Genomic DNA, 25370 nt, shown 5'->3' on the forward strand with positions numbered 1-25370 from the left:
TGCGGCACGGATGCCGCGTCGGGGATACGAGACCGTTCCCGCCGACCGCAGAGCCCTCGCTTCTGCGAGGTGCGGTGAGCCGGGACGCGACCCTCCCCCGAGTCTAGCGCGCAACGCGGTGTCGATGCGATCTCTGTGACGGCCGCGGCGGGGTGTGGCGGCGCAGGGACGGTGCGGCGGGGCGGCTCAGGGACCGGTGCGGCGCTGCCACTCGTGCAGGGCGTCGGGGTCGTCGGTGACGATGCCGTCGACCCCCAGCCGGGTGACCTCATCCCACTGCCGGTCGCTGTTGAGCGTGTACACGACCAGGCGGAGGCCGGCCTCGTGCAGTTCGTCGACGATCTCGGGGTGGGCCACCACCGCCCGCCGGTCGACGATCAGTCCCGACACCCCGAACTGCTCGGCGGCGTCGACGACGTCCTCGGGCAGGGTCTTGAGCGTCGCCATCCGCGCGAGGCCGGGGGCTTCGGCCACGAGCGCGGCCAGTGTGCGGGCGTCGAATGCGGCCGCCACCACCCGCTCGGACAGACCGCGGGCGGCGATCTGCTCGGCGAGAAGCGCGACGTCGGCGGCGTCCCACCGGCCCTTCAGATCGAGCAGCGCACGCCCGCCGCCGGCGGCGATCACGTCGAAGGCCTCGGCCGCGGTGGGCACCGGCGTGCCCGCGAATCCGGGCCTGAAGGCGCGACCGGCATCCAGAGCCCGCACCTGGGCGAGGGTCAGCTCCGCGACCGGGCCGGACCCGTCGGTCGTGCGGTCGACGGTGCGGTCGTGCATGAGCACCGCGTGTCCGTCGACAGTCAGGGCGAGGTCGATCTCGACGTACTCGAACCCGGCCGTCAGGGCGGCGTGGATGGCGGGGAGCGTGTTCTCCGGCGCCGTGGCGCCCCCGCGGTGTGCGGCGATGAACGCCCGGTCGCCGGGGTCCCGCGCCTGCCCGAGCAGCGCCGCGGTGCCGGCCCGGGCGGGCGCGACGTCGGCGAGGCCGATCACGAGCATGCTGGCCACGGCGAGCACGCCGACGATCAGCAGGGTGTGGATCCGCTCGCGCAGAGCGGATGCCGCGGCGTCGGGCATCGGGTGTGTCCTTCGGTCGAGCACCCCGTCGTCGTCGACGGGGTGCGACCACCCTACCCGATATCGTTACCGTTCTGTTACACGAATTCTCACACCATGCTCTTGGTGTGCCACACCGTCTTCGTCTCGGTGAACGCCGTGATCCGTCCGAGGCTGGGCGCCGCGGCATCCACCCCCGCTTCGGGCGGGAGCACCCGGGTGAGCGTCTCGGCGGCGGCGATCTGCAGGGAGACCCAGTCGAGGTCGCCGGCTCCGACGAGGTCGAGCGCGTGCACGTCGGGGTGGGAGGCCAGCCACGGGGCGATCTCTGCAGGCGAACCGGTCAGCACATTGACGACCCCGGCCGGGACGTCGGAGGTGGCCAGCACCTCGGCCAGGCCGATCGCGGCCAGCGGATGGGGCTGCGACGCGATGACGACGACGGTGTTGCCGGCCACCAGCGCCGGGGCGACGGCCGAGACCAGGCCGAGCAGCGCCGTGTCCTGCGGTGCGACGATGGCGACGACCCCGGTCGGCTCGGGCACCGAGATGTTGAAGTACGGGCCGGCCACCGGGTTGCCGCTGCCGGAGACCTGCGCGAACTTGTCGCACCAGCCCACGTACCAGACCCACCGGTCGATGGCCTCGTCGACTTCGGCGCCGGCCGCGGCGGTGGATGCGCCGGTGGACCGCTGGATCTCGTCGACGAACTGCGCGCGCCGCCCCTCGAGCACCTCGGCCACGCGGTAGAGCACCTGGCCGCGGTTGTAGGCGGTGGTGCCCACCCAGCCCTTGCCGGCGGCGCGGGCGGCCACGACGGCGTCCCGGGCGTCCTTGCGGGAGGCCAGTGCGGCGTTGGCGAGGAACTCGCCCTTCGGCCCGGTCACCTCGTAGGTGCGCCCCGACTCGCTGCGCGGGAAGGCGCCGCCGATGAACAGCTTGTACGTCTTCGGCACGCTCAGTCGCTTGCTCACGCGGCCGCTCCCTTCAGGTAGGCCAGCAGGCCGTGGCGCCCGCCTTCGCGGCCGTAGCCGGATTCCTTGTACCCGCCGAACGGCGAGGCCGGGTCGAACCGGTTGAACGTGTTGGCCCAGACGACGCCCGCGCGGAGTCGGTCGGCGACGGCGAGGATGCGCGAGCCCTTGTCGGACCAGATTCCCGCCGAGAGTCCGTACGGCGTGTTGTTGGCCTTCTCGATCGCCTCGGCCGGGGTGCGGAAGGTGAGCACCGACAGCACCGGTCCGAAGATCTCGTCGCGGGCGATGCGGTGGCTGGCCTGGACGCCGGTGAAGATCGTGGGCGCGAACCAGAAGCCGCTGTCGGGGATCGCGCAGTCGGCGCTCCAGCGCTCGGCCCCCTCGGCCTCGCCGATCGCGCTCAGCTCGCGGATGCGGTCGAGCTGGGCACGGGAGTTGATCGCGCCGATGTCGGTGTTCTTGTCGAGCGGGTCGCCCAGGCGCAGCGTCGACAGCCGGGCCTTGAGACGGTCGACGACCTCGTCGTGGATCGACTCCTGCACCAGGAGCCGGCTGCCCGCGCAGCAGACATGACCCTGGTTGAAGAAGATGCCGTTGACGATGCCCTCGATGGCCTGGTCGATCGGGGCGTCGTCGAAGACGATGTTCGCGGCTTTGCCGCCCAGTTCGAGGGTGACTTTCTTGTCGGTGCCGGCGACGGCCTTCGCGATCTCCCGGCCGACGGCCGTCGACCCGGTGAACGCGATCTTGTCGACGCCCGGATGCCGGACCAGTGCCTGGCCGGTCGATCCGGCGCCGGTGACGATGTTGACGACACCGGGCGGGAGGTCGGCCTGCTGCAGGATCTCGGCGAAGATCAGTGCCGACAGCGGCGTGGTCTCGGCGGGCTTGAGCACGACGGTGTTGCCGGCGGCCAGCGCCGGGGCGATCTTCCACGCGAGCATGAGCAGCGGGAAGTTCCATGGGATGATCTGCCCGGCCACGCCCAGCGCGCGGGGGTTCGCCCCGAGCCCGGCGTAGTCGAGCTTGTCCGCCCACCCGGCGTAGTAGAAGAACCATGCGGCCACCAGGGGCACGTCGACGTCGCGGCTCTCCTTGATCGGCTTGCCGTTGTCGAGGCTCTCGGCCACGGCCAGCTCGCGGGCCCGCTCCTGCACGAGTCGCGCGATGCGGAAGAGGTACTTGCCGCGGTCGCGGCCGCTGAGCTTGGACCAGGTCTTGTCGTAGGCGCGGCGCGCTGCGGCGACGGCCGTGTCGATGTCGGCCTCGGTCGCGTTCGCAACGGTGGCGATGTGGGATTCGTCGGCGGGCGAGATCGTCGCGAACGGGTCGCCGGAACCGGGCCGGAACCCGCCGTCGATGAACAGGCCGTACTCCTCCCGCAGCCGCAGGATGGCGCGCGACTCGGGGGCGGGCGCGTAGTCGAGGAAGCCGCTGCCGGCGGGCTGGATGTCGGTCATCTCGATACCTCAGTCGATCGTCAGATAGTCGGCGCCGGTGTAGTGGCCGGTCGCGATCTTCTTGCGCTGCAGCAGCACGTCGTTGAGCAGGCTCGACGCCCCGTAGCGGAACAGGTGGGGCTGCAGCCAGTCCTCGCCGACCGTCTCGGCGACGGTGACGAGGTACTTGATGGCGTCCTTGGCGGTGCGGATGCCGCCGGCGGGCTTCACGCCGATCTTCTGCCCGGTCGCGCGGTACCAGTCGCGCACGACCTCGAGCATGAGCAGCGTGGTGGGCAGCGTGGCCGCCGGCTGCACCTTGCCGGTGGAGGTCTTGATGAAGTCACCGCCGGCGAGGATCGCGAGCCACGACGCGCGTTTGATGTTGTCGTACGTGTTCAGCTCGCCGGTCTCGAGGATCACCTTCAGCGACGCCGAGGTGCCGTCCTCGCGACGGCACGCGGCCTTGACCTGCGCGATCTGGTCGAACACGAGGCCGTACCGGCCGGCGAGGAAGGCACCGCGGTCGATGACCATGTCGATCTCGTCGGCCCCGGCGGCGACGGCCTCGGCGGTGTCGGCGAGCTTGATGGCCAGCGACGCGCGGCCGCTGGGGAAGGCCGTCGCCACGGCGGCCACGCTGATCCGGCCCTCGTCGGGGTCGCCGTGCGCGGCGCCCAGGGCGCCGACGGCGTCGCCGACCATGTCGCCGTACACGCACACGGCCGCCACGCGCGGGCAGGTCGGGTCCGCGGCATCCGGCTGGAGCGCCTTGGCCACCAGCGATCGCACCTTGCCGGGGGTGTCGGCCCCTTCGAGCGTGGTCAGGTCGATGAGCGTGATGATCTTGTCGAGCGCCCAGGCCTTCGAGGTGGTCTTGATCGACCGTGTGCCCAGCGCCGCGGCGCGCTGCTCGAGGCCGACCGCGTCGACGCCGGGCAGGCCGTGCAGGAAGCGCCGCAGCGTGGTGTCGTCGGGCTCGGCGCCGAGCACATCGACGGCGCGGTCCGCACCGCTTCGGATATCCACTGTCATGTCAGGAGCCTCCGCACCTCGGCGACGTCTTGGGTCATCTGGGCGATGAGGGCCTCTACCCCCTCGAACGCGACCATACCGCGCACGCGCGCGACGAACTGCACTTCCACCGAGCGGCCGTACAGGTTGAGGTCGGTCTCATCGAGCACATACGCCTCGACCTGCCGCACCGGCACGTCGTCGAACGTGGGGTTGGTGCCCACCGAGATCGCCGCGGGGTACCGGGTGACCGCGTGCATCCCGCCGTGCGCGTCGGGCCATCCTTCGTCGCGCAGCCATCCGGCGTAGATGCCGTCGGCGGGCACGAACCCGGCCACATCGGTCTCGAGGTTCGCGGTCGGGAACCCCATCTCGCGGCCACGTTTGAGGCCGTGGACGACCTCGCCGGTGACCGCGTGCGGGCGGCCGAGCAGACGGGCGGCCCCGGCCACGTCACCGGCGGCCAGCATCTCGCGCACCCAGGTCGACGACACGCGACGGCCCCCGCCCTGCACGTCGCCGACGACGTCGGTGCGGAACCCGAACTCCTCGCCCATCTCGCGCAGCGTCGCCGGGTCCCCGGCGCCACCGCGACCGAACCGGAAGTCGTCGCCGACGAGCACCTGGACGACGCCGAGCGCATCCACGAGCACGTGCTCGACGAACTCACGCGGCGTCAGTGCCGCCAGGTCCGCGTCGAAACGGAGCACGAGCGTGGCGTCCACGCCGGCACGGGCCAGCAGGTCGAGCTTCTGCTCGAGGCTGACCAGCGGTTCCGGGCACAGCTCGGGGCGCAGCAGGCTGAGCGGATTGCGGTCGAAGGTGACCGCCACGACGCGCGCATCGGCCTCGGCGGCCGCGACCCGCGCCCGGTCGATGACGGCGCGGTGGCCGGAGTGGACGCCGTCGAACTTGCCGATGGCCACGACACTGGGACCGAAACCCTCAGGCACCTCGGCCGGGTCGCGGAAGACGATCACCGGGTCGCCTCCTCGGCCACGCGCTCCGCGGCCGGTGTGGCGGCGGGGCGGTGCACGATGAGCCACCACAGGCCGATCATCGGCAGGACGAGCGGGACCCAGACGTACCCGGCACCGAACCCGGACCACACGGTGGCATCGTGCGCGAACAGCTCGGGCAGCACCAGGCTGAGCGTGCCGACGATGAGCACGCCCGCCAGCTCGAAGCAGATCGCGATCCACGCGATGACGTACCAGCGCGCGGTGCCGGCCTTGACCAGCGCGACCGTCGCGACGATGTAGACGACGGCGGCGGCCGCCGACAGGGTGTAGGCCAGGGGCGCGGCGGCGAAGTCCTGGACGATCTGGACGAAGGACCGACCGGTCGAGGCGAGCGCCATGATCGCGTAGACGATCACGAGGACGCGGCCGATGCCGGTCATGCGGGGGCGAGGCGAAGACATGACCTCACAATGATAGGCGCGGGATCAGGCGATCTGGACCGTCCAGATCGTCCACATGCGCCACACCATGACCGCGACGGCGAGCGCGGCGATGCCCATGATGACGGTGCTCCACCGGCTGCGCTCCACCAGCGCCCAGGCGACGGAGGCCGGGGGCAGCAGCGCCGCCGACACCAGGTACACCCAGAACTCGAGGAGACTGCCCGTGGGGGCGTTGCCGACGAGCGGCGCGACGACGGAGACCACCACCTGCGCGATGAGCAGCAGGAGGATCAGCGCCATGCCGCCGACGGTCCAGTCGCTGGGGCGGCGGCCCATCAGCCCCGCGACCGTCGCGAACAGTCCGGCGGCGACCGCCACGACCAGCTGGACGACCGTGAACCACAGGATCATGCGCTCTCCTCCGCCATGTTCATGATGCTCTTCACGTCGGCACCGCGGCGTTCGACGATGCCGACCAGTCGGCCGTCCGGGTCGATGGCCGCCGGGGTCGGGCCGGTCAGTCGCTCCGCGGCCCCGGTCAGGCGTTTGCCGTGCCGCAGGTCCCGCGCCTCGTCGGCGGTGACGGGGAACATGCCCAGAACGGATGCCGCGACCTCGGCGTCACGGCGCAGCGTCACGTCGCCGGTCAGATCGGTGACCGCGTCGGCCACGTCGAACGGTCCGATGCGGGTGCGGCGCAGCGCGGTCAGGTGCCCGCCGATGCCCAGGTCTGCCCCCAGGTCGCGGGCGAGGGCCCGGATGTAGGTGCCGCTGGAGCAGTCGACGACGACGTCGAGGTCGAGGTGACCGGCCGCGCGGCGCGTGGCGATGATGTCGAAGCGCGCGACGGTGACCGTGCGGGCCTTCAGTTCCACCTGCTCCCCCGCCCGGGCCAGGTCGTAGGCGCGCTTGCCGCCCACCTTGATCGCCGACACGGTGCTGGGCACCTGCGAGATCTCGCCGGTCAACGCCGCGACACCGGCACGGACGGCGTCATCGGTCACGGCGGCGAGCGTCCCGGCATCCACCCGGCTCGTCTCGGTGCCGTCGGCGTCGTCGGTGTCGGTCGCGATGCCGAGCCGGATGGTGGCCTGGTAGGTCTTGTCGAGACCGACGATGTAAGTCAGCAGGCGCGTGGCCGGACCCACCCCCAGGATGAGCAGGCCGGTGGCCATCGGGTCGAGCGTGCCGGCGTGGCCGATCTTGCGGGTGTTCAGTGCACGGCGGGCCCGGGCGACGATGTCGTGGCTGGTGACCCCGCCGGGTTTGTCGACCAGCAGGACGCCCTTCGGCGCGTTCATGCGTCCCTCGCGGAGCGGGTGGGAGCGGTGTCGTCGATGACGGTGGTCGCCTGCGCGCGGGGTGCGGCGTCGGAGGCGGGCGTGATCGGCAGGCGCATGGATCCAGCCTAGGCTTGTCCGGTGCCCGATCTCGTCCGCCCGCTGGTGCGGTGGTACCACGACCACGCGCGGGATCTGCCGTGGCGCCGTCCCGGCTTCGGCGCCTGGGGTGTGCTGGTCAGCGAGTTCATGCTGCAGCAGACGCCGGTGAGCCGAGTGATCCCGCACCTGGAGGCGTGGCTCCGGCGGTGGCCGACGCCCGCCGACCTCGCCGCCGAGGCGCCGGCGGAAGCGGTGCGCCAGTGGGCGAACCTGGGCTATCCGCGCCGCGCGCTATGGCTGCACCGGGCCGCGGTGGAGATCCGCGACCGGCATGCGGGCGTGGTGCCGCGTGACGTCGATGCCCTGCTGGCGCTGACCGGTATCGGCGACTACACGGCGCGGGCGGTGGCGGTGTTCGCGTACGGCGACCGGCATCCGGTGGTCGACACGAACACGCGGCGGGTGCTGGCACGCGCCGTGGGGGGCCGATCACAGCCCGGGCCGCCGTCGAAGCGCGACCTGGAGGCGATGTCGGCGCTGCTTCCGATCGACGAGACCGAGGCGGCCGTGTTCAACGCCGCGGCGATGGAGCTGGGCGCGGTGGTGTGCACGTCCCGCGCGCCGCGCTGCGACGCCTGCCCGCTCGCGGAGGCATGCGCATGGCGCGCGGCCGGGTATCCCGACACCGGGGACACGCGCCGTCGTCAGGCGCGCTACGAGGGCAGCGACCGCCAGGCCCGCGGCGCGGTGCTGCGGGCGCTGCGTGAGGCGGCCCCGACCGCGCCGGCGACGGACACGGTGGTCGCCGACTGGCCGGACGCACAGCAGCGTGACCGTGCGATCGACTCGCTCATCGCCGACGGACTCGTCGAAGCCGCCGACGGCCGGCTGCACCTGCCCCGGTGATCCGGGACCGGTCAGTCCTCGTCGGACTCGTCGACCTCGCGGGGCTCGCGGTACGGGTCCGCGTCGCCGGCGTAGGCGGCTGAGGAGGCCAGGCCCGCCACAGCGGCATCCCGCTCGCGCGCTTCGCGCAGCAGGTCTTCGATGTGGCCGGCGTTCTCCGGCAGACCGTCGTGGATGAACTCCAGCGTCGGGGTGAGCCGCACGTTGAGGTGCTTGCCCAGCTCGGAGCGCAGCATGCCGGTCGCCGACTTCAGCGCTTGGCCGGAGGCCTCGCGCTCCTCATCGGAACCGAGCACGGTGTAGAACACCGACGCGTGCTGCAGGTCACCGGTCACCCGGACGTCCGTGATCGTCACGAAGCCCAGGCGCGGATCGCGCAGCCCCTTCTCGAGACGCTCGGCCAGGATCACGCGGATGCGGTCGCCCAGCCGTGCCTGCCGTTCACCGGCCATGTTCCTTCTCCTTCTCCTGCCCGGTTTCCTTCCGGGGTGAGCCGGGAGGCGGAGGCGACGGATGCGTCTTCGATAGTCGGGGTCTCGGGGGTCCCGTTATCGAAGACGCATCCGGCGCCGGAGCCTGCACCGGAGCCAACAAGGATCAGCCGCGCGGCTTCTCCACCATTTCGGTCGTCTCGATCTCGTCGCCGACCTGGATGTCGTTGTACTTGCCGAGGCCGATACCGGCTTCGAAGTCGGTGCGCACCTCGGTGACGTCGTCCTTGAAGCGGCGGAGCGACTCGATGGCCAGGCCATCGGCGATCACGACGCCGTCGCGGATGACGCGCGCCTTCGCGTTGCGCGTGATCGTGCCCGAGCGGACGATGACACCGGCGATGTTGCCGAACTTCGAGGAGCGGAACACCTCGCGGATCTCGGCGACACCCGACTGCACCTCTTCGAACTCCGGCTTGAGCAGGCCCTTGAGCGACTGCTCGACGTCGTCGATCGCGTTGTAGATGACCGAGTAGTAGCGCACGTCCACGCCCTCGCGGGCGGCCCGCTCGCGGGCCTTCGTGTCGGGGCGCACGTTGAAGCCGATCACGATCGCGTTGTCGATCGTGGCGAGGTTGATGTCGGACTCGGTGATCGCGCCGACGCCGCGGTGGATGATCCGCAGCTGCACCGAGTCGTCGACCTCGATCTTGAGCAGCGACTCCTCCAGAGCCTCGACGGCACCGGAGACGTCACCCTTGATGATGAGGTTGAGCGACTCGACCTTGCCCTCTTCGAGCGCGCGGGTGAAGTCCTCGAGCGAGATGCGCTTGCGGGCCTTGGCCAGCTGGGCGTTGCGCTCGGCCGCTTCACGCTTCTCGGCGATCTGACGGGCGGTGCGGTCCTCGTCCGTGACGATGAACACGTCGCCGGCACGCGGCACCGAGTTCAGACCCTGCACCTGGACCGGACGCGAAGGCGCGGCCTCTTCGACCGAGTCGCCGTTCTCGTCGATCATCGCGCGCACGCGGCCGTAGGCGGTGCCCGCCACGATCGCGTCGCCGACCCGCAGCGTTCCGGACTGGATCAGCACGGTGGCCACCGAACCGCGGCCCTTGTCGAGCTTGGCTTCGATCGCGATACCGCGCGCCGCCTTGTTCGGGTTGGCCGTCAGGTCGAGTCCGGCATCCGCCGTCAGCAGGATCGCGTCCAGAAGCTCCTGGATGCCGGTGCCGTTTCGCGCGGAGATGTCGACGAACATGACGTCGCCGCCGTACTCCTCGGCGACCAGACCGTATTCGGTGAGCTGCTGGCGCACCTTGGCCGGGTTGGCCTCGGGCTTGTCGACCTTGTTGACCGCGACCACGATCGGCACGTTCGCCGCCTGCGCGTGGTTGAGCGCCTCCACCGTCTGCGGCATGATGCCGTCGTCGGCGGCGACCACGAGCACCGCGATGTCGGTGACCTGTGCGCCTCGGGCACGCATGGCGGTGAATGCCTCGTGACCGGGGGTGTCGATGAAGGTGAGCGCACGCTCGATGCCTTCGTGCTCGGTCCACACCTGGTACGCACCGATGTGCTGCGTGATGCCACCGGCTTCACCGGCGACCACGTTCGTCTGCCGGATCGCGTCGAGCGTGCGGGTCTTACCGTGGTCGACGTGGCCCATGACGGTGACCACCGGCGGACGGATCTCGAGGTCTTCCTCGCTCTCCGCCTCGAGCTCGGCCTCGAGGTCGAGACCGAAGCCCTCGAGGAGCTCCTTGTCCTCGTCCTCGGGCGAGACCATCTGGATCTTGTAGCCGAGCTCGGCACCCAGCACCTCGAACGTGGCCTCGTCGAGCGACTCGGTGGCCGTGGCCATCTCACCCAGGTTGAACAGGATGGTGACCAGGGTGCCCGGCTGCACGGTGTAGCCGGTCAGCGACTCGATCTTGTCGGCGAAGTCCGCGATGGATGCACCGCGGCGCATGCGGATGACCTCGCCGTTGCCGCGCTGGACGTTGACGCCACCGACGACCGGGGCATCCCGCATCTCGAATTCTTGCCGCTTCGCCCGCCGCGACTTGCGCTGACGCGACTTGCCGCCGCCCTTGCCGAACGCACCGGCGGTGCCGCCGCCGGGGCCGCGGCCACGACCGCCGCCACCGGGACGACCGGCGAAACCGCCACCGGGACGCCCGGCGAAGCCGCCACCGGTGCCGCCACCGGGACGACCGGGGCCACCGGAGCGCTGCTGGAACGGCGCGCCGGGACGACCGCCCGGACGGCCCGCACCACCGGGGCGCGGGGCACCGGGACGCGGGGCACCGGGACGCGGGGCCTGGGGCCGCGGGATGTTGCCGGGCGTGGGCCGCTGGCCCATGCCCTGCTGCGACGCGAAGGGGTTGTTGCCTGGACGGGGGCCGGCGGGGCGCTGCCCCATGCCCTGCTGCGAAGAGAACGGGTTGTTGCCCGGGCGCGCGCCACCGGGACGCGGAGCCGGCTTGGCCGGGCCGGGGGTCGGTGCGCCGCCCGCGGCGGGGGCAGCGGGAGCCGCAGGTGCGGCGGGGGCCGGAGCCGGAGCCGGAGCGGGCGCCGGCGCCTGAGCGGCCGGAGCCGGCTCGGCGGCCGGAGCGGCGGGCTTGGCCGCCGGCTTGGCGGGGCCGGGACGACCCGGCGTCGCCTGGGCGGGGGCCGCCTTGGCCTCGGTCTTCGGGGCGGCCGGCTTGCCGGCGCCGTCGGCCTCGAGGGCAGCCCGGAGCCTCCGGGCCACCGGGGGTTCGATGGTCGACGAGGGGCTCTTGACGAACTCGCCGAGCTCCTTCAGCTTCGCGAGGGCGACCTTACTGTCGACGCCGAGCTCGGAAGCGATCTCGTGCACGCGTGGTTTTGCCACAATTCTCCTGTCTGGGGCCTACCCCGGACAGGGCAGACCGTTAGTTGCGGACGGGTCTCATTTCGAGCCGTTCACTTTGTGTCCATAGCCGTTCAGCCGTTTCTCGATGGTCTGCGTGTCAAGCGGGCCTGACACACGCAATGCTCGTACGAAGGCACGACGCCGGAGGGCGGCATCCATGCACTCGCTCGTCTCATGCACCCACGCACCCCGCCCCGGGAGCTTCGCGCGCTCATCGGGGACGAGCGTCGAATCCACGGCGACCACCCTCAAGAGAGTTGACCGGGGGGCACGTACGCGGCATCCGACACACGTTCGTACGGGTTCCATCCTACACCTCGGGGCCCGGGTGGCCGCCCCGTCACCCCTCTTCGAGGATGCTGTCGGGTTGGATGTCGATCTTCGCGCCGGTGAGCTTGGCCGCGAGGCGGGCGTTCTGGCCCTCCTTGCCGATCGCCAGCGACAGCTGGTAGTCCGGCACGAGCGCGCGCACGGCCTTGATACCCGCGTCGAGGACGAAGGCCGAGGTGACCTTCGCCGGCGACAGCGCATTGGCGACGAAGGCCGCCAGTTCGGGGTTGTAGTCGACGATGTCGATCTTCTCGCCGCCCAGCTCTTCGGTCACGGCGCGCACGCGGCGGCCGAGTTCGCCGATGCAGGCGCCCTTCGCATTGATCGACGGGTCCTTCGCGGTGACGGCGATCTTGGTGCGGTGACCGGCTTCGCGGGCCAGCGACACGATCTCGACGAGGCCGGCCGCGATCTCGGGGACCTCGAGGGCGAAGAGCTTGCGGACCAGCCCCGGGTGGGTGCGCGACACCGTGATCGAGGGCCCCTTGGTGCCCTTGGCGACGCTGGTCACGTAGACGCGGATGCGCGCACCGTGCGGGTACTCCTCCCCCGGAACCTGCTCCTCAGGCGGCAGGATGGCCTCGATCGTGCCGAGGTCGACGTGCACCATGCGCGGGTTCGGTCCCTGCTGGATGACACCGGCGACGATGTCGCCCTCCTTGCCGCGGAACTCGCCCAGGATGGCGTCGTCGGCGATGTCGCGCAGACGCTGGCTGATGACCTGCTTGGCGGCGAAGGCCGCGATGCGCCCGAAGTCCTCAGGGGTCGACTCCTCCTCGCCGATGACGGCGCCCTCGTCGTCGTGCAGGGGCACGTAGACGGCGACGTGACCGGTCTTGCGGTCGAGTTCGGCGCGGGCGCCCTCGGGCAGTTCACCCGTGGGAGAGTTGTGCTTGGCGTAAGCGGTCAGGATGGCCTGCTCGATGATCCGCACCAGTTCGTCGAAGGGGATCTCCTTCTCTCGCTCGACCGTGCGCAGCAGTCCCAGATCGATGTCCATCGGGGCGCCTCCCTCTTCCGTTCCCGTATTCACTTCGCAGTGTTCGATTGTGGCTGCCGCCCACGCGCGGGGCGCGTCTGCGGCATCCCACCCACGTTACCGGATGCGTCCGGGCGCGGTGCTGGGAAGATCGAAGGCATGAGGGATGCCGCCAAGCGCACCGCCCGCACTGCGGAGCGGTCCCCCGTGATGCGTGTGCTCGCCCGCGGCGGGTACGCCGCCAACGGTGCGGTGCACGTGCTGATCGGTGTGATCGTGCTCGTCATCGCGTTCGGCGGCCGCGGCGAATCGGATCAGGCCGGCGCGTTCAAGGCGATCGCCGCGGCCCCCGCGGGGGCGATCGCTCTGTGGGCGCTGGCGGTGATGCTGGCCGGGCTCGGCGTGTGGCATGCGCTCGACGGCCTGCTGGTGGCCCGCAGCTCCTCCGCTCAGAAGTGGGGCGTGCGGGTGTCCCGGTGGGGTCAGGCGGTCGTGTTCCTCGCGCTGGGGGCCATCGCCGCGTCGGTGGCGCTGGGCGCACGACCTGACGCGGAGGAGACCGCCGAGCAGGCCAGTCGCGGTGCGCTCGCGCTGCCCGGCGGCGTGGTGGTGCTGCTGCTCGTGGGCGCAGGCATCACGATCGGCGGGGTCGCGTTCGTCGTGATGGGGGTGCGCCGGTCGTTCCGCGACAAGATGATCCTGCCCGAGGGACGGCTCGGTGACGCTGTCGTGGTCCTGGGCCTGATCGGCTTCGTGGCCAAAGGCATCGCGCTGCTGATCGTCGGCATCCTGCTGATCGTGGCCGCCGTCCGGGTCGACCCGGAGGCCGCGGGCGGGCTGGACGGGGCCATCACCGCGCTGCGGGGGATGTTCCTGGGCCCGTTGGCCGTGGCGTCGGTGGGCATCGGCCTCATCGCCTACGGCGTGTTCTGCTTCTTCCGGGCGCGCTTCGCCTGGCTCGACGCGCCGTGAGCGGTCGCCGGGCCGGGCGCGTCAGGCGGCGCGGGCAGGGCCGGCCGGCGCGCTGTCGAGCGCGTTGACGGCGTTGATCAACCGGTAGAGCGCCCCGACGGCGAACTGGTCGTAGACCATCACCAGCCGGGGCAGGTCGAGCCGGTCGTCGTCTTCGACCTCGCGACGCAGCGGCGCGCTGCGCTCGATGCGCCCTTCGAGCAGCACGGGAGCGAACTGCTCGTTCAGCGCCGCGATCTCCGCGTCCGTCGGCTCGGCGCGCAGCCGCAGCACGAGCCGCTTGCCCACCCACCGCAGCGAGTCGTAGTTGCGCCAGAACTCGGTGATCGTCTCGGCCGCGGTCTCGACCGATTCGGTGATGACGACCCGCTCGAAATCGTCCGGGGAGATGACGCCCGACGGGATGAGCTCCTCGTCGGCGAAGCGCTGCAGACCCGCCCAGAACGTGCCGCCGGGCTCGTCGAGCAGCACGATGGGCATGGGCTCGGCCTTGCCGGTCTGTTGCAGGGTGAGCAGCTCGAACAGCTCGTCGAGCGTGCCGAAGCCGCCGGGGACGCAGACGAACCCGTGCGATTCCTTCACGAGCATGAGCTTGCGGGTGAAGAAGTACTTCATGGCGACGTTGCGGTCGTTGGCCGCGACGATCGCGTTGGGCTTCTCCTCGAACGGCAGCCGGATCGAGACGCCGATCGACCGCTCGGCGCCGGCTCCCTCCGCGGCGGCCTGCATGATCCCGGGGCCGGCACCCGTCACGACCATCCACCCGCGCTCGGCCAGCGCCCGGGCCACGTCCGAGGCCTGCCGGTAGAGCTGGTCGTGGGGCTGGGTGCGGGCCGAGCCGAACACCGTCACCTTGGGGATGTGCCGGTACGGCGCGAACAGCGCGAACGCCGCGCGCATCTCGGTCAGCGCGGCCGAGGTGATCTTCAGGTCGAGGCGATCGGAGTCGTCCAGGCCCAGGCCGACGCCGGTGGCGAGGATCCGGGCGACAAGGTCGACGTCGGACGTGATGCCCGCTTCGTCGATGACGGCTCGCAGGGCTTCGGTGACCTCGGGTGGGATCTGTGCGCTCTCAGGCATGACTCCAGCGTGGCACGTCCGCCGAGCACGCGGTGAACGACACGGGAACAGCCGGGGTCGCGGGTGTCAGCGCGCCGCGAGGCGGGCGACGGCGTCGGCGGCGGCCACGACCTCACGCGCGCCGGTGCGGCGGTCCCACAGCTCGACCTGGCCGTCGGCGGCACCGCGCCCCACGACCACGATCTGCGGCACGCCCACCAGCTCGGCGTCGCCGAACTTCACGCCGGGCGACACCTTCGGCCGGTCGTCGTACAGCACGTCGAGGCCGGCTTCTTCGAGATCGGCGCTGAGCGTGTCGGCGAGGTCGAAGGCCGCGGCATCCCTTCCCGTCGCCACCACGTGCACGTCGAACGGCGCGACCGCGGCCGGCCAGATCAGCCCCTTGTCGTCGTTGCTCAGCTCGGCGATGATCGCGAGGATGCGGGTGACGCCGATGCCGTACGAGCCCATCGTGACGGTGACCTGCTTGCCGTTCTCGTCGAGGACCTTGAGGCCGAGCGTCTCGGCGAAGAACCGGCCGAGCTGGAAGACGTGGCCGATCTCCATGCCGCGGGCCAGTTCGACCGGACCGGAGCCGTCGGGGGCGGGGTCGCCCGCGCGCACGTTCGCGATCTCGACGACGCCGTCCGCGGTGAAGTCGCGACCGGCCACGAGCGAGTGCACGTGCTTCTGGTCGATGTTGGCGCCGGTGATCCACCGGGTGCCGTCGACGACCCGCGGATCCAGCAGGTACCGGATGCCGGTGGCCGACTCCTCGCCGAGCACCGGGCCGGTCTCGGACCACGGCCCCAGGTACCCCTTGACGAGGAGCGGGTGGCGTTCGAAGTCCTCGGGGGTGGCCGGGGAGACCTCGGCCGGGGCGAACGCGACCTCGGCGCGCTTGTCGTCGACGTCGCGGTCCCCGGGGATGCCGACGACGACCAGCTCCCGTGTGCCGTCGATGTGGGTGAGGGCGAGCACGACGTTCTTGAGGGTGTCGGCGGCCGTCACCTCGCGGTCGAGCGTGGCGTTGCAGTGCGCGACGAGCGTCTCGATGGTGGGAGTGTCGGGGGAGTCGAAGATGACCGGCGCCGGGGCGTCGTCGTACGGCAGCGGCTCGGGGGCCACCGTCGTGAACGCTTCGACGTTGGCGGCGTAGCCGCCGGCGGAACGGACGAAGGTGTCTTCGCCGACGGGGGTCGGGTGCAGGAACTCCTCCGAGCGCGCGCCGCCCATCAGGCCGTTGTCGGCGGCGACGATGACGTACTCGAGCCCGAGCCGCTGGAAGATCCGCTCGTACGCGTCGCGCTGCGACTGGTAGGAGGCGTCCTGACCTTCGTCGGTGTAGTCGAAGGAGTAGGCGTCCTTCATCGTGAACTCGCGCCCACGCAGGAGTCCGGCGCGGGGGCGGGCCTCGTCGCGGTACTTGTCCTGGATCTGGTAGATCGTCAGCGGCAGGTCCTTGTACGACGAGTAGAGGTCTTTCACGAGGAGCGTGAACATCTCCTCGTGCGTGGGCGCGAGCAGGTAGTCGGCCCCGCGGCGGTCCTGCAGGCGGAAGATGCCGTCGCCGTATGACGTCCAGCGGCCCGACGCCTCGTACGGTTCGCGCGGCAGGAGCGCCGGGAAGTGCACCTCGAACGCGCCGGCGTTGCCCATCTCTTCGCGGATGATGCCCTCGATCTTCGCCTTCACGCGCAGGCCCAGCGGCAGCCACGTGAAGATGCCGGGTGCGGCGCGGCGGATGTAGCCGGCGCGGACGAGCAGCTTGTGACTGGTGACCTCGGCGTCGGCCGGGTCTTCACGGAGCGTGCGGAGGAAGAAGTTGGAGAGACGGGTGACCACGAGCACCAAGCTTACTCAGCGCACACGGCGCGCCCGCGGCCGTGTTGTCCTGCGGGCTGCCCCGGGCGAACCGGCCCCGCCTACACTGGGCGCGTGCCCGTCCGCCGCTCCCGCATCGTCCCCACCGCGGCCCGCGGTGAGCTGGCCGCCTCCCTGCAGGCCCTGCGCGCCGAGCTGGGCGTGCCCGAGGAGTTCCCGGCCGCCGTGCAGGCGGAGGCCGAGCACGCGGCGCACGCCGTTCCGGTCGAACCCGCGACATCCGACCTGCCGGATCTGCGCCATATCGAGTTCCTCACGATCGACCCCGCCGGTTCCACCGACCTCGACCAGGCGCTGCACCTGGAGCGCACCGCCTCGGGCGGCGTGCTGCATTATGCGATCGCGGACGTCGCCGCGTTCGTCGCTCCCGACGGGCCGATGGATGCCGAGGCGCGCACCCGCGGGCAGACGATGTACGCGCCGGATGGGCGCGTGCCGTTGCACCCCGCGATCGTCAGCGAGGGCGCCGCGTCGCTGCTGCCCGACCAGAATCGCCGGGCGTACGTGTGGCGCTTCGTGCTCGACGAGGGCGCGCGTCCGGTCGACACGACGCTGACGCGGGCCGTGGTCCGGTCGCGCCGGCAGTGGGCGTACGACGAGGCGCAGGCGGCGGTGGATGCCGGCACCGCGCCGGGGTCGCTGGCCGCGCTGCGGTGGTTCGGCACCCAGCGTGCCGCGCGCGAGAGCGAGCGCGGCGGGGCGAGCCTGAACATCCCCGAGACGCGGGTGGTGACCGAGCCCGACGGCTACCGGCTCGAGCGGTCCAGCGGCGTCGAACTCGAGGACTGGAACGCCCACGTGTCGCTGCTGACCGGCATGGCCGCCGCCGAGATCATGCTCGCCGGCGGCGTGGGGATTCTGCGGACGATGCCGCCGGCCGGCACCGAAGACATCGAGGAGTTCCGCGCACAGACGGTCGCGCTCGGCCTGCCGTGGCCGGTCGAGCAGCCCTACGGGGAGTACCTGCGGCAGCTGCCGCGGACCCCGGCCGCGCGGGCTGTGCGCGAGCATGCGGGCGGGCTGTTCCGCGGGGCGGGGTACGTCGCCTTCGACGGTGAGCTGCCGGAGCAGACCGAGCAGTCGGCGATCGGCGCCGCGTACGCGCACACGACCGCTCCCCTGCGCCGGCTCGTCGACCGGTGGTCGCTGGCCGTGTGCGAAGCCCTCGTGAACGGACGCGAGGTGCCCGAGTGGGCGCGCGCGTCGCTGGGCGAGCTGCCCAGCCTGATGGCCCGCAGCTCACAGCGCGCGAGCCAGCTGAATGCCGGGGCGCTCGACCGGGTCGAGGCCGCCGTGCTGCACGGCCGCGAAGGCGAGGTCTTCGACGGCCTGGTGCTCGCCCAGCGCGGCGACGGCGCACGGGTCCAGCTGCGCCGCCCGCCCGTCGAGGCCAAGGTGCCCGGACTCGAGTCGGTGACGCCCGGCACCCGCGTGCGGCTGCGCCTCGTGCGCACGTCGGTGGCCGACGGCACCGTGGAGTTCCGCCCGGAGGGATCGTGACCACCGTCCTGCTGACGGGATTCGAACCGTTCGGCGGCGATCCGGTCAACCCCTCCGGCGACGCGGTGCGCGCCCTGGGCGACTCGTGGCACGGCCCGGGCACACTCGTCACCGAGATCCTGCCGGTGACCTTCGCCGGAGCGGCGAGCCGGCTGCGCGAGCTGATCGCACAGCATCACCCCGAGGTGGTCGTCGCCGCCGGCCTCGCCGGCGGTCGCGCGGCCGTCGGCGTCGAACGGGTGGCGGTGAACCTCGCCGATGCCCGGATCCCCGACAACGAGGGTGCGCAGCCGATCGACGAGCCCTGCGTGCCGGGGGCCACCGCGGCGGCGTTCGCGACGCTGCCGGTGAAGGCCATCGCACGGGCGATGCAGGATGCCGGCATCCCCGCCGAGGTGTCGCACACCGCCGGGACGTTCGTCTGCAATCACGTCTTCTTCACGGCGTTGCACGCCGCCGCACCGGGCACGCGCGCGGGATTCGTGCACGTGCCGTGGGCGACCGGTCAGGCACCGGCCGGCCAGCCGGAGCTGCCGCCCGCGATGCTCGCCCGGGCCCTGCGGATCGCCGTGCGTGTCTCGCTCGCCACGTCGGCCGACGACGCCGCTCCCGGCGGCGCGCTGCACTGATCTCGCATTGCACGGGGGCCGGCGCCGGGGATGCGGCGCGTCACGGCATGACGCGGGCGAGCGGTCCGACGCCCTCGCGGCGCTCGAACACGAGGTGCGTCTCGGTGGTGCGCACCGTCTCGTGCACCGTGATGTGCTGCAGCACGATGTCGCGCAGGGCCGCGGCGTCTTCGACGGCCACGTGCACGAGGAAGTCGTCTTCGCCGGCGACATGGAACACCTCGATCACGCCGGGCGTGCGCTCGAGGGCGTCGAACAGCCGCCCGACCCCCTCGCGGGTGTGCCGGCCGAGCCGCACGCGGATCACCGCCTGCAGGGGCAGGCCCAGCGCGGCGGGGTCGATCAGGACGCGGACACCGGCGACGACACCGCGCGAGCGCAGCGTGCGCACGCGGTACGCGCACGTGGATTCGGCCACGCCGAGGTGGCGCGCGAGGTCCTTGTTGGACTGGCCCGGGTGCTGGACCAGCGCGGCGAGGATCCGCAGGTCGAGGTCGTCCAGCCCGGAAGGACGGGTTTGCGCATCAGGCAACGGGAGCCTCCCTCCGGCATCCTTTCTTGCTGATTCCGCAATGCTCTCATGTGTTCACCCGTTCAGGAACAACTGATCTCGATATTCGTCACGTCAGACGCAACACTGGCCGGATGACTCGCGCACAGCACCCCGACACCCGCGCCGTCCACGGTGGACGCGACGACCTCACCGCGCTGGGCGTGCACGCCCCGCCCCTCGATCTGTCCTCGACCTACCCCCTGCCCGATGTCGGAATCGGCGGCGACTCGTACGAGGCGCTCGCCACCGGAGGAACCCCCATCGACGGCGGCAGCCACGTGTACGCCCGCCTGTGGAACCCGACGGTGGCGCGCTTCGAGGAAGGACTGGCACAGCTGGAGGGCGCGGAGGCGGCCGTCGCCTTCGCCTCGGGCATGGCCGCTCTGACCGCCGTGCTGCTGTCACACACCGTGTCGGTGGGACGCCCGCATGTCGTGGCCGTCCGGCCCCTGTACGGGGGCAGCGACCACCTGCTGGCCACCGGCCTGCTCGGCACCGAGGTGTCCTACTGCGCGGCCGAGGAGGTCGCCGGCCACCTGCGTCCGGACACCGGCCTCGTGCTGCTGGAGAGCCCGGCCAACCCCACGCTCGAACTCGTCGACATCGCGGACGTCGTCGCACAGGCCGGTTCCGTGCCCGTCGTGGTCGACAACACGTTCGCCACGCCGGTGCTGCAGAACCCGCTCGCCTACGGCGCGGCGATGTCCGTGCACAGTGCCACGAAGTATCTCGGCGGCCACGGCGACGTCGTCGGCGGGGTGGTGGCGTGCGCGGAGCAGACCGCCTCGGCGCTGCGTCAGGTGCGGGCGATCACCGGGTCGATCCTGCACCCGCTGGCGGCCTACCTGCTGCACCGCGGCCTGCCCACCCTGCCGGTGCGCATGCGCGCGCAGCAGGAATCGGCCACGCGCCTCGCCACGTGGCTGCAGACCCACGACGCGGTGGCCGACGTGTTCTACCCCGGGCTGTCTGGTGATCCGCTCGTGGGGACGCAGCAGCGCGGTCCGGGCGCCATGCTGTCGATCCGCCTCCGCGGCGGCTTCGACGCGGCCGCGCACGTGGCCGGCGCGACCACGCTGTTCACCCACGCAGTCTCACTCGGCGGGGTCGATTCGCTGATCCAGCACCCGGCGGCGCTCACGCACCGGCCCGTGGCACCCGAGGCGCGGCCGGGCGCCGACATCCTGCGGCTGTCGGTCGGGCTCGAACACGTCGACGACCTGATCGCGGACCTCGCCCAGGCTCTTGCGTCCGCGCCGCGGGCCGGGGCCTCGGAGCGCCCGGTGCCGGCCCACGCCGGCTGAACCCGGGCGCGGCCTCACCCGCCTCAGGCGGTGATGACCTGCGCGGTGCCGACTCCGGCATCCGGCCCCATCTCGGCGGCGATGCGGTTCGCCTCGGCGATGAGGGTCGCGACGATCTCGTCCTCGGGGACGGTCTTGATGACCTCGCCCTTCACGAAGATCTGTCCCTTGCCGTTGCCGCTGGCCACGCCCAGGTCGGCCTCGCGGGCCTCCCCCGGGCCGTTGACGACGCAGCCCATGACGGCCACGCGCAGCGGCACGGTCATGTCCTTGAGCCCCTCGGTCACACTGTCGGCGAGCGAGTACACGTCGACCTGCGCGCGCCCGCACGACGGGCACGACACGATCTCGAGCTTGCGCTCGCGCAGGTTCAGCGACTGCAGGATCTGGTGGCCGACCTTGACCTCTTCGGCCGGCGGCGCCGAGAGGGAGACGCGGATCGTGTCGCCGATGCCCTCGGCCAGCAGGATCCCGAACGCGGTCGCACTCTTGATCGTCCCCTGGAAGGCGGGGCCGGCCTCGGTCACACCCAGGTGCAGCGGCCAGTCGCCGCGCTCGGCGAGCTGCCGGTAGGCCTTGACCATGACGATCGGGTCATTGTGCTTGACCGAGATCTTGAAGTCGTGGAAGTCGTGCTCCTCGAACAGCGACGCCTCCCACACCGCGCTCTCCACGAGCGCCTCCGGGGTGGCCTTGCCGTACTTCTCGAGCAGGCGGCGGTCGAGCGACCCGGCGTTGACACCGATGCGCAGCGAGACCCCGGCGGCCTGCGCGGCCTTGGCGATCGCACCGACCTGGTCGTCGAACTTCCGGATGTTACCCGGGTTCACGCGCACCGCCGCACATCCGGCGTCGATGGCCTGGAACACGTACTTCGGCTGGAAGTGGATGTCGGCGATCACCGGGATCTGGCTCTTCGCGGCGATGATGTGCAGCACATCGGCGTCGTCCTGGCTGGGCACCGCCACGCGCACGATCTCGCAGCCCGAGGCGGTGAGCTCGGCGATCTGCTGCAGCGTGTGGTTGATGTCGGTGGTCGGCGTCGTCGTCATCGACTGGACGCTCACGGGCGCGTCGCCGCCGACGAGCACCTTGCCGACCTTGATCTGGCGGCTCTTGCGGCGGGGCGCGAGCAGCTCAGGCACGCGCGGCATTCCAAGATTGACTGCTGGCACGCCTCCAGCCTACGACCGCCCACCCGTGCCGGGGCTGAGTGCCACGGGCCGCCGCGCCGACCTGCTAGGGTGACGGCATGTTCGCGCGCAGCTCCTGGTGGCCCATCCGCTGAGGCGGTGTGCTCGCGACCGAAGAACACAGACCGCCCCTCGAGGCGGTCTTTTCGTTCTCGCGATGACGCGACCGCCCGATCCTCCAGAAAGGCCCCGGCCATGACCGTGCGCCCCTCCGCTCTCGCCGCGGCGATCTCCGGCGACCGTCCCTTCGCACTGCTGGCCCGTGACGGCGCCACGGTGGAGGTGCTCACCGGCTCGACCGTCGACGTGCCGCTGCTGGCCGACATCCCGCTCGTGGATGCCGCGGGCACCGCCCGTGAGGTGCTCGCGCTCGTGCCGTTCCGCCAGGTCGTCGAGCGCGGGTTCGCCTGCCACGACGATCACGCGCCGCTGCGCTGTCTCGTCGTCGACGACCATGACCGCATCCCGTTGGCCGACGCGGTGGCCGCGCTCCCCGACGCCGCCGTCCCGCTGACGGATGCCGGGTTCGACATCCCCGATGCGGAATACGCCGACATCGTGCGCCGTGTGATCGCCGACGAGATCGGGCGCGGCGAGGGTGCGAACTTCGTCATCCGGCGTGACTTCACGGCGTCCATCGACGTCGACGCCGTCACGGCGGGCCTCACGTGGTTCCGCGCGCTGCTCGAGCACGAGCGCGGCGCGTACTGGACGTTCCTCATCGTCACCGACGGCCACCTCGCCGTCGGCGCGAGCCCGGAGGCGCACGTGAGCGCGCAGGACGGCGTCGTCACGATGAACCCGATCTCCGGCACCTTCCGGCACCCCGCCGGCGGGGCGACCGTCGAGACCCTCACCGAGTTCCTGGCCTCGACGAAAGAGACCGAAGAGCTGTTCATGGTCGTCGACGAAGAGCTCAAGATGATGTCGGCGGTGTGCAGCGACGGCGGCCGCATCACGGGCCCGCATCTCAAGGAGATGTCGCGCCTGACCCACACCGAGTACATGCTGCGCGGGCGCAGCACCATGGATCCGCGGGACATCCTGCGCGAGACCATGTTCGCCCCGACCGTGACCGGTTCACCCATGCAGAACGCCTGCACCGTCATCACGCGCCACGAGCAATCTCCGCGGGGCTATTACTCGGGTGTCGCGGCGCTGTTCACCCCCACCGCCGACGGACGCCACGACCTCGACGCCCCCATCCTCATCCGCACGGCCTACCTCGTCGACCAACAACTGCGGGTGCCGGTCGGCGCCACCCTCGTGCGCCACTCCGACCCCGACGGCGAGGTCAGTGAGACCCACGGCAAGGCCGCCGGTGTGCTCGGCGCGATCGGCGCCGTCGATCGCGACACCACGCCGGTCGTCGACGAGGATGCGCCCGCCGCCGCGCCGCGACGACTCGCCGACGACCCCGGTGTGGCGGCGCTGCTGGCCGCACGCAACGAGCGACTCGCCGCGTTCTGGCTGAACCCGCAGGCCGCCGACGGCCACGGCCCGTACGCCGGCCGCACCGCCGTCGTGGTCGACGCCGAAGACCGTTTCACCACGATGCTCGCGCACCAGCTGCGCCACCTCGGGTTCGACGTGACCATCACGCACTGGCGCGACGCCGACCCGGCAGCGCTCGACATCGCCGACCTCGTGGTGGCCGGCCCCGGCCCCGGCGATCCCCGCGACGACACGAGCGACCGCATCGCGGCCATGCGCAGGGTCGTCGACGCCCGGCTGGTCGAACGACGCCCGCTGCTGGCGGTGTGCCTGAGCCACCAGGTGCTCGCGCACCGCCTCGGCCTCGCTCTGGTGCCGTTGGACGCGCCGCACCAGGGCCTGCAGAAGACGGTCGACGTGTTCGGGACTCCGGCATCCATCGGCTTCTACAACACCTTCACCGCCCGCGTGGATGCCGGCACCACCGCCGTTGGGGACACCGAGATCGCCGCGGACCCGGTCTCCGGCGATGTGTACGCCACGCGCGGCCCCGGCTACGCGTCGGTGCAGGGGCACCTGGAGTCGATCCTCTCCCGCGACGGCCTCGACACCCTCGAGCGGCTCGTCACGCACGCGCTGGCCTGACCGCCGGTTCGCCGGCCTCGTCAGCCGAACAGCGCGATCGGGTTGAACACGTCGGCGAGGATCAGGATGCCGCCCATCACCACCAGCGCGATGACCACGACGAAGGTCAGCGGCACGAGCTTCGTGGCATCGACCGGCTGCGGGGGCGGACGGCGGAACAGCCGTGCCCACGCGCGCTTGATCCCGTCCCACAGGGCGACGACGACGTGTCCGCCGTCCAGCGGCAGGAGCGGGATGAGGTTGAAGACGAACAGCGCGATGTTCAGCGCCGCGAGCAGGTCGATGATCGCCGAGACCCGGTTGAGCACGGGCGCGTCGATGGCCGCCACCTCACCGGCGATGCGACCGGCGCCGACGATCGACAGCGGACCGGTCGGGTCGCGCTCCTGGCCGGTGAACATGTCGACGGCCGTCTCATAGACCCGTACCGGCAGCTGCGCCATGATCTCGGCGACCTGCCCGGTGCGCTCCAGCGCGAGGGCCGGGCCGTCCCAGATCGGTTGCCGCACGTACTCGACCGTCGCGGTCATGCCGACGAAACCGACCTGCGCGGTGGTGAGGCGACCGTCATCGCCGAGCACCTCACGCTCCGCGAGCATCGGCGTCATCTGCAGGGTGTGCTGCCGGCCGTCGCGTTCCACGACGACCTCCAGGGTGCGCCCGGGGGCATCCTGCACGAGGGCCGACGCCTCGGCGAACGTCGCGACCGGGGTGCCTCCGACGGACACGAGCACATCGCCGGGCTGCAGTCCCGCCGCCGCCGCAGGTGCGACGGGGTCGTCGGGGGTGCACTCCGTCGCCGTGGACGACGCCGGCAGCGCGCACTCGCTGACGGCGGCGACGGTCGTGGTGGCCGTCTGCACTCCGATGCCGGTGACCACGACGCCGAACAGCACCATCGCCAGCAGCAGGTTCATGACCGGCCCGCCGAGCATGATGACGATGCGCTTCCAGACCGGCAGCTCATAGAACGCCCGCCGATCTCCGACATCCTCGAGAGTCTCGGCGTTGGCGGCTCGGGCATCCTGCACCATGGTCGCGAACACCCCGCCGGCGGCACGACCGGGGCGGGACGAGGACGCGGGGGCGGGCGGATACATGCCGGCCATCGAGATGTAGCCGCCGAGCGGGATCGCCTTGACGCCGTATTCGGTCTCCCGGAACCGCCGCGACCACAGCGTCGGGCCGAAGCCGATCATGTACTGGCCGACGCGCACGCCGAACTTCTTCGCCGGCAGCAGGTGCCCCAGCTCGTGCAGCGCGATCGACACGGCCAGGCCGACGACGAGCAGCACCACACCGATGGCGAATGCGAGGGCGGTCACGACACCCCAGGCTAGTCGCGGCGGCTTTGAGTTTGCCGAGCCGGCGCGGGCGGG

General features: G+C 71.6%; 23 protein-coding genes. 6 read left to right on the forward strand and 17 right to left on the reverse strand.

What is annotated here, in order from left to right; translation table 11 throughout:
- Positions 1 to 186: 186 nt before the first annotated feature.
- The 8 genes from ACQ143_RS11855 to truB form a co-directional block, all read right to left on the reverse strand.
- The gene (locus ACQ143_RS11855; protein ID WP_449570905.1) at positions 187 to 1077 is read right to left on the reverse strand and encodes a glycerophosphodiester phosphodiesterase; all 891 of its coding nucleotides are present in this window, start codon (positions 1075 to 1077) and stop codon (positions 187 to 189) included.
- Positions 1078 to 1166: 89 nt separating this feature from the next.
- The gene (locus ACQ143_RS11860; protein WP_449570906.1) at positions 1167 to 2030 is read right to left on the reverse strand and encodes an aldehyde dehydrogenase family protein; all 864 of its coding nucleotides are present in this window, start codon (positions 2028 to 2030) and stop codon (positions 1167 to 1169) included.
- Positions 2027 to 3493, reverse strand: a complete 1467-nt coding sequence (locus ACQ143_RS11865) for an aldehyde dehydrogenase family protein (protein ID WP_449570907.1) — start codon at positions 3491 to 3493, stop codon at positions 2027 to 2029. Before ACQ143_RS11865 ends, ACQ143_RS11860 begins: the two co-directional genes overlap by 4 nt.
- Before the next feature lie 9 nt (positions 3494 to 3502).
- Positions 3503 to 4507, reverse strand: coding sequence for a deoxyribose-phosphate aldolase (gene deoC, locus ACQ143_RS11870; RefSeq protein ID WP_449570908.1), 1005 nt, complete (start codon positions 4505 to 4507; stop codon positions 3503 to 3505).
- Entirely contained in the window at positions 4504 to 5466 is a 963-nt protein-coding gene (locus ACQ143_RS11875) for a bifunctional riboflavin kinase/FAD synthetase (RefSeq protein WP_449570909.1), read from the reverse strand. Before ACQ143_RS11875 ends, deoC begins: the two co-directional genes overlap by 4 nt.
- The gene (locus tag ACQ143_RS11880; protein WP_449570910.1) at positions 5463 to 5909 is read right to left on the reverse strand and encodes a hypothetical protein; all 447 of its coding nucleotides are present in this window, start codon (positions 5907 to 5909) and stop codon (positions 5463 to 5465) included. Before ACQ143_RS11880 ends, ACQ143_RS11875 begins: the two co-directional genes overlap by 4 nt.
- Before the next feature lie 24 nt (positions 5910 to 5933).
- Complete coding sequence (locus tag ACQ143_RS11885; protein ID WP_449570911.1) at positions 5934 to 6302, reverse strand: hypothetical protein; 369 nt, start codon at positions 6300 to 6302, stop codon at positions 5934 to 5936.
- On the reverse strand, positions 6299 to 7192 hold the full coding sequence (gene truB, locus ACQ143_RS11890; protein WP_449570912.1) for a tRNA pseudouridine(55) synthase TruB: 894 nt from the start codon (positions 7190 to 7192) through the stop codon (positions 6299 to 6301). The genes ACQ143_RS11885 and truB overlap by 4 nt, the downstream gene beginning before the upstream one ends.
- 120 nt (positions 7193 to 7312) lie before the next feature.
- On the opposite strand from truB, the gene ACQ143_RS11895 reads away from it, so the two are divergent.
- Positions 7313 to 8179 (forward strand): A/G-specific adenine glycosylase, encoded by an 867-nt coding sequence (locus ACQ143_RS11895; protein ID WP_449570913.1) that lies wholly within the window; start codon positions 7313 to 7315, stop codon positions 8177 to 8179.
- A gap of 11 nt (positions 8180 to 8190) precedes the next feature.
- Here ACQ143_RS11895 and rbfA read toward each other — a convergent pair whose 3' ends face one another.
- The 4 genes from rbfA to nusA all read right to left on the reverse strand — a co-directional run bounded on the left by rbfA (position 8191) and on the right by nusA (position 12839).
- Entirely contained in the window at positions 8191 to 8631 is a 441-nt protein-coding gene (gene rbfA / locus ACQ143_RS11900) for a 30S ribosome-binding factor RbfA (protein WP_449570914.1), read from the reverse strand.
- Between the two features lie 145 nt (positions 8632 to 8776).
- On the reverse strand, positions 8777 to 11488 hold the full coding sequence (gene infB, locus ACQ143_RS11905) for a translation initiation factor IF-2 (RefSeq protein WP_449570915.1): 2712 nt from the start codon (positions 11486 to 11488) through the stop codon (positions 8777 to 8779).
- Between the two features lie 57 nt (positions 11489 to 11545).
- A complete protein-coding gene (locus ACQ143_RS11910; RefSeq protein WP_449570916.1) occupies positions 11546 to 11818 on the reverse strand; it encodes a YlxR family protein in 273 nt (90 codons plus the stop codon).
- 31 nt (positions 11819 to 11849) lie between these two features.
- Entirely contained in the window at positions 11850 to 12839 is a 990-nt protein-coding gene (nusA, locus tag ACQ143_RS11915) for a transcription termination factor NusA (RefSeq protein ID WP_449570917.1), read from the reverse strand.
- A gap of 138 nt (positions 12840 to 12977) precedes the next feature.
- Here nusA and ACQ143_RS11920 point away from each other — a divergent pair, with 138 nt between their 5' ends.
- The gene (locus ACQ143_RS11920) at positions 12978 to 13790 is read left to right on the forward strand and encodes a DUF1206 domain-containing protein (protein WP_449570918.1); all 813 of its coding nucleotides are present in this window, start codon (positions 12978 to 12980) and stop codon (positions 13788 to 13790) included.
- 21 nt (positions 13791 to 13811) lie between these two features.
- Here ACQ143_RS11920 and ACQ143_RS11925 read toward each other — a convergent pair whose 3' ends face one another.
- Positions 13812 to 14870 carry an LOG family protein gene (locus ACQ143_RS11925; RefSeq protein ID WP_449570919.1) on the reverse strand — a complete coding sequence of 353 codons (1059 nt, stop codon included), beginning with the start codon at positions 14868 to 14870 and terminating at the stop codon, positions 13812 to 13814.
- A gap of 66 nt (positions 14871 to 14936) precedes the next feature.
- Positions 14937 to 16694 carry a proline--tRNA ligase gene (locus ACQ143_RS11930; protein ID WP_449570920.1) on the reverse strand — a complete coding sequence of 586 codons (1758 nt, stop codon included), beginning with the start codon at positions 16692 to 16694 and terminating at the stop codon, positions 14937 to 14939.
- A gap of 93 nt (positions 16695 to 16787) precedes the next feature.
- Here ACQ143_RS11930 and ACQ143_RS11935 point away from each other — a divergent pair, with 93 nt between their 5' ends.
- Together ACQ143_RS11935 and pcp are read left to right on the forward strand one after the other, a co-directional pair.
- Positions 16788 to 18233 carry an RNB domain-containing ribonuclease gene (locus tag ACQ143_RS11935; RefSeq protein WP_449570921.1) on the forward strand — a complete coding sequence of 482 codons (1446 nt, stop codon included), beginning with the start codon at positions 16788 to 16790 and terminating at the stop codon, positions 18231 to 18233.
- Entirely contained in the window at positions 18230 to 18862 is a 633-nt protein-coding gene (pcp, locus tag ACQ143_RS11940) for a pyroglutamyl-peptidase I (RefSeq protein WP_449570922.1), read from the forward strand. The genes ACQ143_RS11935 and pcp overlap by 4 nt, the downstream gene beginning before the upstream one ends.
- A 40-nt stretch (positions 18863 to 18902) precedes the next feature.
- Here pcp and ACQ143_RS11945 read toward each other — a convergent pair whose 3' ends face one another.
- Positions 18903 to 19394, reverse strand: coding sequence for an Lrp/AsnC family transcriptional regulator (locus tag ACQ143_RS11945; protein WP_449570923.1), 492 nt, complete (start codon positions 19392 to 19394; stop codon positions 18903 to 18905).
- Between the two features lie 113 nt (positions 19395 to 19507).
- Here ACQ143_RS11945 and ACQ143_RS11950 point away from each other — a divergent pair, with 113 nt between their 5' ends.
- Positions 19508 to 20719, forward strand: a complete 1212-nt coding sequence (locus tag ACQ143_RS11950) for a trans-sulfuration enzyme family protein (RefSeq protein WP_449570924.1) — start codon at positions 19508 to 19510, stop codon at positions 20717 to 20719.
- Between the two features lie 23 nt (positions 20720 to 20742).
- Here the strand turns inward: ACQ143_RS11950 and ispG are convergent, their stop codons facing one another.
- Positions 20743 to 21873: a flavodoxin-dependent (E)-4-hydroxy-3-methylbut-2-enyl-diphosphate synthase gene (ispG, locus tag ACQ143_RS11955; protein WP_449571113.1), complete on the reverse strand. Its 1131-nt coding sequence runs from the start codon at positions 21871 to 21873 to the stop codon at positions 20743 to 20745.
- A 234-nt stretch (positions 21874 to 22107) separates the two neighbouring features.
- On the opposite strand from ispG, the gene ACQ143_RS11960 reads away from it, so the two are divergent.
- Positions 22108 to 23991 carry an anthranilate synthase family protein gene (locus tag ACQ143_RS11960; protein WP_449570925.1) on the forward strand — a complete coding sequence of 628 codons (1884 nt, stop codon included), beginning with the start codon at positions 22108 to 22110 and terminating at the stop codon, positions 23989 to 23991.
- 20 nt (positions 23992 to 24011) lie between these two features.
- Here ACQ143_RS11960 and ACQ143_RS11965 read toward each other — a convergent pair whose 3' ends face one another.
- Positions 24012 to 25316 (reverse strand): M50 family metallopeptidase, encoded by a 1305-nt coding sequence (locus ACQ143_RS11965; RefSeq protein ID WP_449570926.1) that lies wholly within the window; start codon positions 25314 to 25316, stop codon positions 24012 to 24014.
- Positions 25317 to 25370: the final 54 nt, after the last annotated feature.

The sequence above is a fragment of the Microbacterium pollutisoli genome (assembly GCF_053586795.1).